Source organism: Micromonospora sp. NPDC002411 (assembly GCF_053592955.1).
Genome location: NZ_JBSFBM010000208.1, coordinates 1 through 12,205 on the forward strand (window position 1 = coordinate 1; position 12,205 = coordinate 12,205).

Below are 12,205 nucleotides of genomic sequence, written 5' to 3' on the forward strand. Positions count from 1 at the left end.
GGATGACCGCGGCGACCACACCGATCGCCTCGCGCCGGACGATGGTGTCGAAGGCCACCGAAGGGTCGGACGGCGCGACGATCTCCTCCCAGCCGAACTCCTCGGCTGCCTGAAGGTAGGCGTTGGTCTGACGGGTCAGGAAGGGTTGACCGATCTTGGTGAACCAGCCTGCCGAGCCGTTCTCCGTGGAGATCGCCGCGGCGATCTCGTCCGCCCGGGCGGTACGCAGCGCGTCGTAACGACGCACGACGTCTTGGCGCTCCTTCGGCGAGGTGCGCGGCCACGGACCGTGGTCGAACGCCTCACGCGCGGCGGCGACAGCCTTGTCGATGTCGGCTGGTGCGGCCTGCGCGACGCGGCCGAGCACCGACTGGTCGTGCGGGGACAGGATGTCGAGCATCAGCTCCGGCGCGCTGGGAGTCACCCAGGAACCACCGATGTAGAGCTTGTCGCGCACAGTCATGTTTAGTTCCTTGAGATGAGAAGGGGCGGAGGAGCCGAGCAGATGCCGCATCGGCGGTGCCGGCTCTTCGGTGAGCCTCAGGATCGCGGCGGCCATCGTGGCCGGGTCGCCCCGCTGCACGTACCGAGCCACCACGGTGTCGGTCAGGCGGTGGGGTAGTCCGTGGACCGGCTCACCTCGGCCCACGAGTTGGCTTCCGCAATACGGCCTTCCTCTGAGCTGATCGCGATCCCTAGTGCGTCGCTGCCGAGCAGCAGCCGGCGCGGAGGCTCCGCGGCGTCCACGGTGTCGACGATGGCGCGGGCCATGCGGTCCGGGTCGCCGGGCTCGTTCCCGGCATACTGCGCGAATCGATCCAGCCACGCGCCAACCGTTTGCTCGTAGTCAGGCGTGATGGGACCGGAGGGCTCGGCGGCCCCGGTGGCCCAGCCGGTGCGGATACCGCCCGGCTCGACGATGGTGACCTTGATGCCCAAGGGGGCCACTTCGTTGGCGAGGACCTCGGAGAAGCCCTCCACAGCAAACTTCGCCGTCTGGTAGGCACCCAGGCCGGGGGTGCCGCCTGCGCGGCCGCCGATCGAGGAGATCTGCACGATATGCCCGGAGCGCTGCCCGCGCATCACGGGTAGGACCGCCCTCGTCACATTGACCACGCCGTACAGGTTCGCCTCGACCTGCGCGCGGAATTCCTCCTCGGGGAAGTCCTCGATCGAGCCGCTGGTGGCGTAGCCCGCGTTGTTGACCACCAAGTCGATGGAGCCGAACCGCTGCACCGCCGCGGCGACCACCTTTCGGGCCTGCGCCGGGGAGGTGACGTCGAGCGCGACGGCCGCGAGACGCTCGGGGTGCTCTGCCACCAGGGAAGCCAGCGCTTCCGGCTTGCGGGAAGTCGCCACTACTCGGTCGCCGGCCTCCAGCGCTGCGAGCACCAGTGCCTTGCCCAGGCCCTGCGAGCCACCGGTGATCAGCCAAGTCCTTGTCATCGTACGTCTCCTCGCTTGTCATTCCTCGCCACCCGAAGCGGGTAGCTACACAACCGTAGAGTTACGGTCGCTAAATGCAATACGACTGAGGCGAAAATATTCTGTTCCGCAGCTCACATGCAGAAGATTGCCGGGTAGCTAAAACAGTCGAGTAAGATCGCAGCACCATGAGAGCCGACGCCGCCCGCAACCTAGATGCCGTCCTCCGCGCCGGAGCTCGACTTCTGGCCGAGGACCCCGGCACCTCCATGTCAGCCGTCGCCGCTGCCGCCGGAGTGGACCGCACCACCCTGCACCGCCGCTTCGCGAACCGCGAAGCCCTGCTCAGCGCCGTCTTCCAGGCCAAGCTCGACTCCGCCGAAAACGTCCTCGACGAGGCCCGCCTGACCGAGGCTCCCGTGCCCGTCGCCCTGCACCGCTACGTGGAGGGAATCGTCCCCGTCAGCCGCGAATGGCCTCTCGACACTCGCCGCATGATGCAGAACGACCCTGCCGCCAGCATCCGCCGTCAGGCGCAGAGCGCCCGAGTCGACGCCTTCATCCGCCGATCACGAGACGAGGGGTACCTCCGCGGCGACGTGGACATGACCTGGGCGCGAACGGTCCTTGACCAACTCGTCGACGCCGCCGCCCACCAGTTCCCCACCCTGACGCCACCGCAAGCCGCCGACCTCGTCGTAGCCACCTTCATGAACGGCCTCGGCGCGGCCTGACGGTCGGAGCGATCACCACCGCCTGGCACAGCCGGCGACTACCGGGCAGCCTCCGCTCCCGGCTGACTGAGAACTCCTGACTCTTTGAGTGTTGGAGTCGGCACCAGCAGATGATGGCGCAGGCGAGGGTGAGGACGGCTTCGTGGATGTCGTCGCGGATCTCCCAGCGGATGCGCAGACGGCGGAACCAGTGCAGCAGGGCGATGGTCTGCTCGACGACCCACCGTCGGGTACCGAGCCCGGAGCCATGTGTGACACCGCGTCGGGCGATGACGGGTGTGATGCCGCGGGTCCGTAGGTCGCGGCGGCACTTGTCGAAGTCGTAGCCGCGATCTGCGTAGATCCGGTCTGGTCGTTGCCGCGGTCTGCCTTGGGCGCCCTTGATTGGTGGGATCTTGTCGACCAGGGGCAGGAGTTGGGTGACGTCGTGGCGGTTGCCGCCGGTCAGGCTGGCGGCGAGGGGGATGCCGCCCGATACGATGCGGGGATATGGGCAGATTCCTCGCGCTCTTCCACGGCGCGGCTGACGAGGCCGGCAAGACCGACCTCACCGAACAGCAGCAGACCGAGTTCATCAACGCCTGGGCGTCGTGGGCGCAGGCCAACGAGAAGGCCATCGTCGACCCGGGCGCTCCGCTGAACGCAAAGAAGCTGGTCACCGCGCAGGGTGTCGAGGACGTCACCGACTCTCTGACCGGCTACACCATTGTCGAAGCGGGCTCGCACGACGAGGCCGTTCAGATCTTCTCAGGGCACCCGCACCTGGGGTTGTTCGTCGGGAACTCCATCGCGGTCCTGGAGTGCCCGCCCCCGCCCGGCGCGCCATGACGAGTCGCTCCAGACGCGCGGCGCGTACCCGATCACGCTGATGCGATCAGGCAGATCATCATGCCGAGCTGAGCAGCGCACGCGGCGCCGAACCACTCACGATCCATTGTGGCGACCGGCTCGGGTGTCCCCGGCGATGGACGTGTCGACGACGTCCTTGAACAGCGTGCGCTTGATGCCGAAAACGAAGTAGACCGTCTGGACGGCCACGCCCGCCCGGTCCGCGACCTCCTTGTCCATATGCGAGTCGAACTCTAGAGTGAGTCACTAGAGTCCAACTCTAATTCTTGGAGGAGACGATGGGTCAGCCCGACGCCAGCCAGAGGTCGGAACCGGAGCTCGCTCCCGCGCAGCGAGACCCTGAGGAGGAGTCCGTCCACCGTGCACTGGAGGGCTACTACCGCACCGGTAAGCCACCGTGGGACACCGGCGTGACGCCGCCCGAGCTGGTCGACCTGGTAGAGGGGCGCGGCGCGCTGCCGCCCGGCCGCGCCCTCGAACTCGGCTGCGGCACGGGGACCAACGCCACCTACCTCGCACGACACGGCTGGGAGGTGGCCGCTGTCGACCTGATCGACAGTGCCGTCGACCAGGCCAGGGAGAAGGCTGCGGCGGCGGGAGTGGCGGTACGGCTGCTGCACGGAGACGCCACCCGCCTCGACGAGCTGGACGTGCCGGGCCCCTTCGACCTGTTCTTCGATCTGAGCTGCTACTGCGGAATCCCGCTGCACCGCCGCGACGCCTACGCTGCCGGGCTCACCCACCGCGCCGCTCCCGGTGCGCGGTTGCTGATGTTCGGGTACGGCCCCGAGCCGCTCGGCAATCCGATGCCCGAGGTCACGTCGTGGGCGGCGGGCGTCACCGCCGACGAGCTCCGCGCCAGGTTCCCCGGCTGGGCACTGATCGACATCACACCGGGCACCAACTCGGTGCCGACCTTCTGGTTCACGCTGCGCCGCGACGCCTAGCAATGTCGACGGAGGGGCACATCGGCGCCGACTAGCCCGGCTTGCGGGCCAGGACGAGGGGACGGCGCTTGGCCGTGTAGCGCGGAGACAGCTGCCGCCGCACGTCTCCTTGTCCGTGCGATCACTCGAAGAACTTGATGCTGAACCCGGTGTCGGTGGTCGGGCCGGGCACGTTGGCGCGGCGGTAGGTGGTGTTGCCCCACCAGCAGAACGTGCCGGTGTACCAGTACCGGTTCGCCCAGGAGTACGTGGTGCCCTTGGGGACGGCGTGGAACATCAACGGGAACTTCGGCCCGGCGGGCGGGCTCGTGGCGATGTCACCGTTGAGCAGCACGAAGCTGTGGTGGCCGGGCCCGTTGACGTGCAGTGTGGGATCCCAGCCGGCCATCATGGTGGCCCGGTTCGACCCGAAGAGGCAGCCGTTGGACTTGTACCAGTCCCAGACGTACGTCGGGTCGCCGCCGGCGCGCAGTCGCAGGTCGGCCAGACAGTACTGGTCACTCCAGCTGCCATTGGCGGAGTAGACGATGTGGAGCTGCCCGTTGGGGTCCCTGATCGCCTCGGGGGACTCGTTGATGTACGGGTTGCCGACGACGCGCTCCCAGCTCTCCCGTGGTTGGGAGATGACGTACCGATTGCCGGTCGGGGTGAGCGGGTCGCTCATGCGGCTGAGGTAGATGTTCTGTTCGATGTTGGTGTCGCCGGCCCAGCCCGACCAGACGAACCACCGCTGCCCGTTGAAGGTGAACAGGCTGCCGTCGATCGCCCACTTGCCGTCGGGCAACGCAAGCTGCCGCTCTGCCGTGTAGCCGCTGGCCGGCGACGCCGAGTGGATCGCGTACATGCGGTGGGCGGCACCGCGCCCGGCCGAGAAGTAGATGTAGTACCTGCCACCATCGGTGATGACCTCCGGGGCCCAGACCTCACCGAGGTTGCGGGTGTCCGTCCACACCTGGCGTGCGGGTGCGGCGGCCAGCGCGTCGGGTGACGATGCCTGCCGCACGGCGACACCACCGTTGAGCGACTGGACGGAGATGTAGGTGGCACCGACGCGGATCACGCTCGGGTCGGCAGCCCGCAGGCTGGTCTGCCCGGCGGTCGCCGGTCCGGCACCGACCGCGGACAGGCCGGTGGCGAGCACGGCGGCCAGCAGGGCGGAGAAGATTCGTGGGAGGGTTCGGTTACCGATGGACACGATCGGGGCCCTTTCCTCGGCCAGCATCGACGCTTGTAGATTAGCTTCAGGAGGGCGGATCGGCATGAAGTTCCTTCTCACGTCGGGGGGCATCAGTAACCCGAGCATCTCCGACGCGCTCGTCGACCTGCTGGGCAAGCCGATCGCCGAGTCCACGGCCCTGTTCATTCCCACAGCTGTCCACCCCTTCCCCGGCGGGGCGGAGAGGGCGTGGAAGGCGATCCACGGTCGGGCCGACATCCCGCTGTGCCAGCTGGGTTGGAAGTCCCTGGGGTTGTTGGAGCTCACTGCGCTGCCGACCATCCGGGAAGAGAACTGGGTCCCGGCGGTCCGGGAGGCCGACGCCCTCCTCGTCTGGGGCGGCGACGTGCTGTATCTGACGCACTGGATGCGCCAGTCGGGCCTGGCCGACCTCCTGCCCTCGCTGAGTGACACGGTCTATGTGGGGGTCAGCGCCGGGAGCATCGCTGTCACCCCGTACAACTGCGACGCCGAGTTCGATCTCGGGTTCGTCCCGGACGGCAGCGACATGGCGCAGGACGCCGACCGGGCGTTGGGGCTGGTGGACTTCACGCTGTACCCCCACCTCAACCATCCGGACATGGAGGACGCCACATTGCCCGACATCCAGAAGTGGGCGTCCGGAATCCCGGTCCCGACGTACGCCATCGACGACGACACCGCCATCGCCGTTGTCGATGGCAGTGTCGACGTCGTCTCCGAAGGCGAGTGGAGACTGATCAACCCCTGACCGGGGCGTCCCGTCAGTCGAGCACCGACTCGCCGCCTGGGTAGGCGAACGACGCGCGCGGCGAGTAGAAACCCCAGACGATGGTCAGCGGGTCGGCCGGGCGCAGTGCGTACACCGGGTGGTCGGGTTCGAGGAACTCCAGCGACTCGACAGCGAACGGGTCGACCGGCGCTGCCACGAACGGGTAGTTGCCGCTGTGCAGCCTGCCGTCCAGCCGGGTGAGGTAGCGCAGTTGGCCCTGGTTGACGGCGTCGCCGGTGCGCCCGACGCGGGCCGTCGTCCTGATCACGGGTACGCCGTCCGCCTCGGTGGTGGCGATCAGCCGATGTCCGCGTACCTCGATGGTGGTCTTGCCCGGGGTTGCCGGCACGCCCCGGGCGGTGGCGTAGGCCCGGACGACCGGGCTTGAGTTGACGTAATGGGTCCACCAACGACCGGGCGTCACACCGTCGGGGGCGTCGACCCCGGAAAGATCCGGCCCGATGTACGTCAGGGAGTACGCGCCGAAGCCGGAGGTCTGGCCGGCGTCGTCGACGACGTACTGGTTCATGAAGACCTGGTGGTTCGGTGCCGGCGTGAGCCCGTCGGGCACCAGGGCGGCCACCGCGTCGGGGTCGGCCGGTAGCCAACCGAAGTAGATCATTCTGCTGTTCACGACGAGCTGCGGAGCGACGAGTTCGGACACGAGGGGTCCTTCCGCTGGGCATCGATACGTAGCCGCGACGCTACGGAGTGGCCCGACGCCCCGACAACGACGGATTGCCGACATGCGAACCGTTTGGCGGGACGCGGCGGAGGGACCACCCGTCCGAGTGGTCCCTCCGCTGGTGTGCTGGTGCGTGGCTAGACTTCAGGTTGGCAGTTCACCTGTGCTCTGCTGCGGCGGGCGCAGCCTCGGGAGGGTGTTCCCGCACCCTCTCGAGGGGCCGTCCCATCGGACGGCGCCTACTCGCAGAAGACCCGCACTGTGGCATCGGGGGAGTCCACCTCCACTGTCACGTCGTCGAGGTGCTCCACGAGCGCCTCCAACTGCTCCGGCTTGAGCTGCGTCAGGTCGATCGGCACGCCCGAGTCGCTGAGTGAGGCGTTGGCCTTGACCAGGGCCTGCGGCGGGACCAGCGCCGCCAGCCGTACGCCGGCCCGCAGCAGTTGCAGTGGCACCCGCACGTTGACCCGCGACGGCTCGCCGTTGTCGGTGGCGTCCACCACCACCCGCAGGTACTTCACCTTGCCCTTCGGTCGAAGGTCGTGACCTGCCACCGCCGGTGCCTGGTCCCGTTCGAGGGCGGCGATGAGCTGCTCCGCCTCCTCTGCGGTGATCTTGCCGGCGGCCAGCATGTCGAGGATGTCCTTGCGTTGTTCGGTCATGCGAACCTCTCCTATCGGATGGCCACGAGCACGGCCAGGCGGCCCTGCTCGATGTCGAAGCGGGCGCCGGGCAGCGCGGAGATGACGCGCCAACCGGCACCGAGCGCCCGCACCACACGGATGCGGAACACGAGGCAGGCCACGATCGCCGCGAGGACGACCAGGACCACGACCGGCAGGAGTACGAGCGCCACGGGGAGCACCGGAACCCAGAAGTGGAGGGGCCGATGGTCCGGGCGGTTGACCTTGACGGTCACCAGCTGCGGCATCACGATCGGCCGTCCAACTCGGCCAACGCCTGCTGGGCGGTGATCTCACCGCGGCGGAGCCGGTCGATGATGTCGGCCCGCGAGGGTGCCGGGTCGGTCTCGACGAAGTCGAGCATCTGCGTGATCCGGTTGAGCCGTGACTTGATCGTCGGGTAGCTCACCCCGAAGATGCGTTCCATCTCCTTGATCGAACCGTGGCAGCGCACGAACGCCGTCACGAAGACCTGGTCCTCGACGTTGAGCTGAGCCAGTTGCGGTAGCTCGAACTCGCCCTCGATCGCGACGCCGTTGCTCGCCAGGCGCACCCGCTCGACGACGAACGGCTGGCCCCGCGTCAGGCTGGTCAGTTCCTGCCAGTCCATCGCCTGCTCTGTCATACCTAAATTTGTACCTCAAGAATCTTTAACTTCAAAGAGGTCCACCTTAACTTTCTTAAGGTCGTGCTCATGGTCGCCTCCGCGCAGGGTGTGATATCCACTCGCCTTCACGGAAACCGGGGTGTCCTGGCTCCTCGGACAGGCCGATTTCACGGAACCCGAGTCGATCTCGCCGGGTGGGGAAACGAACCGCAGCGACGTGCGCGTCGGACTCAGGAGCGCGGCAGGACGCCCACGAGCGACGTGATGATCGCGAGCCGCAGGGCTGTCCGCAGGTCGACATGGTGGACCGCGAGCGCCGGCTCGGACTCGTAGACGGCGAGCAGGCTCGGTGGCGGCGAGGCGTAGGCGGACAGCGTGCCAGCCATGAACAGGGCGTGCAGGCAGAACAGTTCGGCGCGGTCGCCGACCTCGGGCAGGTGCCGCCGGACGAGGCCCGCCATCACCGCGAGGTTGCCCAGCGAGGCCCGCTTGTGCCGGCGGATCACCTCGACCGAGACGTTGTGCTCGAGCACCCCGCCCTGCGCGCCGATGAGGTCACAGAGCACCGTCTGGGTGGCGAGTGACCGGCTGAGCACGTCGGCCGCCTGCTCCGCCCGTTCCATCGCGGACCCGCTCAGGTCGACACCGTGGGCCAGCTCCCGCTCCAGCTCGACCAGCCAGGTCGTCGTCCGGTCGTCCATCAGGTCGAGCAGTATCGCCTCGCGGGACTCGAAGTAGCGCAGCACCGCCGTCTTGGCCAGGCCGACCCGCCGGCTCAGCTCGTTGAGGGTCACCTCGGCCACCGACATCTCGTCGAGCATCGCCGAGGTCGTCTCCAGGATCGCCTGCCGCCGGACCGCACGCTGCTCCTCGCTGCGCGCCCGCTGGAACGTCATGACTCCAACCCTAGCTTAGGTACCGGCGGTCTCTTGACAACGTACCGACGGTACCTTAGCGTTTCAGGAATAAGTTACCGGCGGTACATTGGGGAGCAGAGATGAAGTGGACCGAGCAGCAGATTCCGCGCCAGGACGGCCGGGTGGCCGTGGTCACGGGCGCCAACACCGGGCTGGGCTTCGAGACCGCCCGGCGGCTCGCCGAGCGCGGGGCGTCGGTCGTGCTGGCCGTGCGCGACACCGCGAAGGGCAAAGTGGCCGCAGCCCGGATGAACGGCGACGTCTCCGTGCGGGAACTGGATCTGACCTCGCTGGACTCGGTGCGCGCCGCGGCGGCAGGGCTGCGCGCCTCCCACCCGCGGATCGACCTGCTGATCAACAACGCCGGCGTGATGTACACCCCGAAGCAGACCACCCGCGACGGCTTCGAGATGCAGTTCGGCACCAACCACCTGGGCCACTTCGCGCTCACCGGCCTGCTGCTCGACCTGCTGCTGCCCGTGCCCGGCTCGCGGGTGGTCACGGTCAGCAGCACCGGCCACCGCATCCGCGCCGCCATCCACTTCGACGACCTGCAGTGGGAACGTTCCTACGGTCGGGCCGCCGCCTACGGCCAGTCGAAGCTCGCCAACCTGATGTTCACCTACGAGTTGCAGCGCCGGCTCACCGCCCACGGCACCACCGTCGCGGTGGCCGCACACCCCGGCATCTCCAACACCGAGCTGGTCCGCAACACCCCGGCTGTCGTCCGCCGACCGGTCACCCTGCTCGCCCCGGTGATCACCCAGCCCGCGACGGCGGGCGCGCTGCCCACCCTGCGGGCCGCCACCGACCCGTCCGTCCTCGGCGGGCAGTACTACGGCCCCGACGGCCTGGGTGAGGTGCGCGGCTACCCGAAGCTGGTCACGTCCAGCCCCGAGTCCTACGACCTGACAGTGCAGCAACGCCTCTGGGCCGTCTCGGAAGACCTGACCGGCGTGCGGTTCCCGGTGGGCCAGGCGGCCGCCGCGGCGTGACAGTGCCACGGGCTGGTAGGTGGCCCAGCTCGCGGCGGGACCCGGAGCGGTCCCGCCGCGGTCGAAGGGGTGTTGTGCTGACGAACCCCTTGGCCGAGCCCGGTGATGAGTTTTCCGACCCGGGCCCGTCATACCTGGGACAGGACATGACGAGGCGGAGGATGACGTGATGAGTGCGAATGTGAGGGACCTCGCCGAGGTCGACGAGCCGGAGTTCACAGGGCTGGCGCAGCGGCACCGGCGGGAGCTGCACGTGCACTGCTACCGGATGCTCGGGTCGTTCGAAGACGCCGAGGACACCGTCCAGGAGACGTTCCTACGGGCCTGGCGGCGGCGGGAGACCTTCGAGGGGCGGTCGACGTTCCGGGCCTGGCTGTACCGGATCGCCACCAACGCCTGCCTGGACTTCCTCGCCAAGCGCCGCCCGGAGCCGGCGACCGGTGGCGAGGCGCGCTGGTTGCAGCCCTACCCGGACCGGCTGCTCGACGAACTGCCGGCCGGCGACGCCGACGAGCCGGAGGCCGTCGCCGTCGCGCGGGAGACGATCGAGCTGGCGTACGTGGTCGCCGTCCAGCACCTCGCGCCGCGCCCACGGGCCGCGCTGATCCTGCGCGACGTGCTCGGCTGGCCGGCGAAGGACGTCGCGGAACTGCTCGGCGACTCCGTCAACTCGGTGAACAGCGCGCTGCAACGGGCCCGCGCCGGCATGCGGGAACACCTGCCCGCTGAACGGCAGGACTGGACCGGCGGCGACGAGGACGCCGGGACCCGCGAGTTGGTGCGCCGCTTCACCGAGGCCAGCGTCGCCACGGACATCGGCCAGCTCACCACGATGCTGCGCGACGACGTGCGCTGCTCGATGCCGCCCACGCCGGGCCTGCACGTCGGCCGTGACCCGGTGCTGAAGGACTGGATCGACGGCGGCTTCGACCGCATGACGGGCCTACGCGGCGTCCCCACCTCCGTCAACCGGCAACCTGCCGTCGCCTTCTACCACTGGCGGGAGCGGGAGAACGCGTACCTGCCGCTGTCGATCGACGTCCTACGCATCACCGGCGGGGCGATCACCGAAGTCACCATCTTCGACAGCGGTCAGTTCCCGAGGCTCGGGCTGCCGGAGCGGCTGCCGGCGCAAGGCACGGAGTAGTGCCGTTGTCCGCCCGTAACCGAACCGATGGAGCACTGACATGACCAGCACGAACGCAGCCCCCGCGTCTACTCAGACCAACCGCCGAATCCTCGGACTCGCCGGCACCGGCCTCGTCGCCACCCTCGCGGCGATGGTGGCCACCACAGCCGCCGCCGCGCTCGCCCAGGCCGCCGGCGTCAACTTCGAGATCCCCGACGGCGGCGAGGCGATCCCGCTGGGCGGGTTCGCCGTGGTGACCGGCTTCTTCTCAGTCGTCGGCATCGTCATCGCCGTCGCTCTCCTGCGGTGGAGCGCCCGCCCCGCCGAGCGGTTCCTCTGGACGGCCGTGTCGCTGACCGCGATCTCGCTGGTCCCGCCCCTGCTCGCTGGGGCGAACACCGCCAGCACGGTCGCCCTCCTGGCGCTGCACCTCGTACCGGCGACGGTGGTGATCCCCACCCTGACGCGAAGCCTCCGCGCCCGGGCCGGTTGACGGCTCACCCCGGCGGCCCCGACCCTTCGGGTTGCGGGGGCCGCCGGGGTGGTGCCGCATACTCGGTATGCTCTGTGATCATGCGACCTGGTGATCGGACGGTGGCGCTCGCCTCCGTGGTGGGCGGCTTCCTGCTCGGCGTCCTCGACTTCTGCTGGATCAAGTGGCTGCCGTTCCCCGTCGCCGAACTCGGCAACTCCACCGCCACCTGGGCGGTTGCCGCCTTCTTCTTCGGATACTGGGTACGGTCCGGGCGGCTACGCGCCGCGCTCGGCGCCACCGCCCTGCTCGTCGTCGCGGTGCCCAGCTACTACCTCGCGGCGGCACTCCTGCAAGGCGACGACCTCGCCGTGCTCTGGTCGCCGTCGTCGCTGGTCTGGATGTTCTTCGGGGTGCTCGCGGGGGTGGTTTTCGGCACCGCGGGAATCTGGGCGCGTGGCACGGGCTGGTGGCAGGTCGTCGGGGCGGCGCTGCCGGCAGCCGTGTTCTTCGAGGAGGCCACCCGGTTCGCCGGCAGGGCGACCGACCCCGACTACTCCTCCGGCGCGTGGTGGAACGTCGCCATCGACCTCGCGCTGGGCCTGCTGATCGTCGTACTGATCGGCGGTTCCTACCGTCGGCGGGCACTCGTCGTCGCGGTGGCCGTGCCACTGGCCGCCGCGATCCTGGCGAGTTTCGCGCTGGTCGGCGGGGCTCTTTCCTAACACCCTCGCGCCTCGCGCCTCGCGCCTCGCGCCTCGCGCCTCGCGCCTCGCGCCTCGCGCCTCGCGCCTC

At 69.0% G+C, this 12,205-nt stretch carries 17 protein-coding genes and 1 pseudogene; 8 read left to right on the forward strand and 10 right to left on the reverse strand.

All coding sequences use genetic code 11. The annotated features are described in order from the left end of the window. Both ACWCO3_RS22755 and ACWCO3_RS22760 read right to left on the reverse strand, forming a co-directional pair. Positions 1 to 463 (reverse strand): aldehyde dehydrogenase family protein (locus ACWCO3_RS22755; protein WP_450011902.1); only part of this gene is annotated, 463 nt, incomplete at its 3' end. A gap of 143 nt (positions 464 to 606) precedes the next feature. Continuing rightward, positions 607 to 1,446: an oxidoreductase gene (locus tag ACWCO3_RS22760; RefSeq protein WP_357932642.1), complete on the reverse strand. Its 840-nt coding sequence runs from the start codon at positions 1,444 to 1,446 to the stop codon at positions 607 to 609. Between the two features lie 167 nt (positions 1,447 to 1,613). Between ACWCO3_RS22760 and ACWCO3_RS22765 the strand changes: the two genes are divergently transcribed. Beyond that, complete coding sequence (locus ACWCO3_RS22765; protein ID WP_145782480.1) at positions 1,614 to 2,159, forward strand: TetR/AcrR family transcriptional regulator; 546 nt, start codon at positions 1,614 to 1,616, stop codon at positions 2,157 to 2,159. Positions 2,160 to 2,262: 103 nt separating this feature from the next. Here ACWCO3_RS22765 and ACWCO3_RS22770 read toward each other — a convergent pair. Further along, positions 2,263 to 2,634: pseudogene (locus ACWCO3_RS22770) on the reverse strand (transposase); the annotation flags it as partial. A 14-nt stretch (positions 2,635 to 2,648) separates the two neighbouring features. Between ACWCO3_RS22770 and ACWCO3_RS22775 the strand changes: the two are divergent. Beyond that, positions 2,649 to 2,987, forward strand: coding sequence for a YciI family protein (locus ACWCO3_RS22775; RefSeq protein WP_358164520.1), 339 nt, complete (start codon positions 2,649 to 2,651; stop codon positions 2,985 to 2,987). A 96-nt stretch (positions 2,988 to 3,083) separates the two neighbouring features. Here the strand turns inward: ACWCO3_RS22775 and ACWCO3_RS22780 are convergent, their stop codons facing one another. Further along, positions 3,084 to 3,227 carry a hypothetical protein gene (locus ACWCO3_RS22780; protein ID WP_358164518.1) on the reverse strand — a complete coding sequence of 48 codons (144 nt, stop codon included), beginning with the start codon at positions 3,225 to 3,227 and terminating at the stop codon, positions 3,084 to 3,086. A gap of 59 nt (positions 3,228 to 3,286) precedes the next feature. Here ACWCO3_RS22780 and ACWCO3_RS22785 point away from each other — a divergent pair, with 59 nt between their 5' ends. Then, positions 3,287 to 3,955, forward strand: a complete 669-nt coding sequence (locus ACWCO3_RS22785) for a class I SAM-dependent methyltransferase (protein ID WP_450011906.1) — start codon at positions 3,287 to 3,289, stop codon at positions 3,953 to 3,955. A gap of 121 nt (positions 3,956 to 4,076) precedes the next feature. On the opposite strand, the gene ACWCO3_RS22790 is transcribed toward ACWCO3_RS22785, so the two are convergent. Next, on the reverse strand, positions 4,077 to 5,150 hold the full coding sequence (locus tag ACWCO3_RS22790; protein WP_450011908.1) for a glycoside hydrolase family 43 protein: 1,074 nt from the start codon (positions 5,148 to 5,150) through the stop codon (positions 4,077 to 4,079). Between the two features lie 64 nt (positions 5,151 to 5,214). Here ACWCO3_RS22790 and ACWCO3_RS22795 point away from each other — a divergent pair, with 64 nt between their 5' ends. Further along, positions 5,215 to 5,901, forward strand: a complete 687-nt coding sequence (locus ACWCO3_RS22795) for a Type 1 glutamine amidotransferase-like domain-containing protein (protein WP_450011910.1) — start codon at positions 5,215 to 5,217, stop codon at positions 5,899 to 5,901. Positions 5,902 to 5,914: 13 nt separating this feature from the next. On the opposite strand, the gene ACWCO3_RS22800 is transcribed toward ACWCO3_RS22795, so the two are convergent. From ACWCO3_RS22800 to ACWCO3_RS22820, 5 genes are all read right to left on the reverse strand, one after another. Then, on the reverse strand, positions 5,915 to 6,586 hold the full coding sequence (locus tag ACWCO3_RS22800) for an acetoacetate decarboxylase family protein (RefSeq protein ID WP_244311726.1): 672 nt from the start codon (positions 6,584 to 6,586) through the stop codon (positions 5,915 to 5,917). A 260-nt stretch (positions 6,587 to 6,846) separates the two neighbouring features. Next, positions 6,847 to 7,269: an SHOCT-like domain-containing protein gene (locus tag ACWCO3_RS22805; RefSeq protein WP_145782471.1), complete on the reverse strand. Its 423-nt coding sequence runs from the start codon at positions 7,267 to 7,269 to the stop codon at positions 6,847 to 6,849. Between the two features lie 11 nt (positions 7,270 to 7,280). Next, positions 7,281 to 7,463: a hypothetical protein gene (locus tag ACWCO3_RS22810; protein WP_357932631.1), complete on the reverse strand. Its 183-nt coding sequence runs from the start codon at positions 7,461 to 7,463 to the stop codon at positions 7,281 to 7,283. A 74-nt stretch (positions 7,464 to 7,537) separates the two neighbouring features. Continuing rightward, complete coding sequence (locus ACWCO3_RS22815) at positions 7,538 to 7,915, reverse strand: DUF2089 domain-containing protein (RefSeq protein ID WP_208745033.1); 378 nt, start codon at positions 7,913 to 7,915, stop codon at positions 7,538 to 7,540. 212 nt (positions 7,916 to 8,127) lie between these two features. After that, entirely contained in the window at positions 8,128 to 8,793 is a 666-nt protein-coding gene (locus tag ACWCO3_RS22820) for a TetR/AcrR family transcriptional regulator (RefSeq protein ID WP_145782454.1), read from the reverse strand. Positions 8,794 to 8,894: 101 nt separating this feature from the next. Here ACWCO3_RS22820 and ACWCO3_RS22825 point away from each other — a divergent pair, with 101 nt between their 5' ends. From ACWCO3_RS22825 to ACWCO3_RS22840, 4 genes are all read left to right on the forward strand, one after another. Then, the gene (locus ACWCO3_RS22825) at positions 8,895 to 9,809 is read left to right on the forward strand and encodes an SDR family NAD(P)-dependent oxidoreductase (protein WP_450011914.1); all 915 of its coding nucleotides are present in this window, start codon (positions 8,895 to 8,897) and stop codon (positions 9,807 to 9,809) included. Positions 9,810 to 9,978: 169 nt separating this feature from the next. Beyond that, positions 9,979 to 10,956: an RNA polymerase subunit sigma-70 gene (locus ACWCO3_RS22830; protein WP_145782441.1), complete on the forward strand. Its 978-nt coding sequence runs from the start codon at positions 9,979 to 9,981 to the stop codon at positions 10,954 to 10,956. Positions 10,957 to 10,996: 40 nt separating this feature from the next. Then, entirely contained in the window at positions 10,997 to 11,431 is a 435-nt protein-coding gene (locus ACWCO3_RS22835) for a DUF6069 family protein (protein ID WP_450011916.1), read from the forward strand. Positions 11,432 to 11,511: 80 nt separating this feature from the next. Beyond that, positions 11,512 to 12,135: a DUF6518 family protein gene (locus ACWCO3_RS22840; protein ID WP_145782427.1), complete on the forward strand. Its 624-nt coding sequence runs from the start codon at positions 11,512 to 11,514 to the stop codon at positions 12,133 to 12,135. The last annotated feature ends 70 nt before the right edge of the window (positions 12,136 to 12,205 follow it).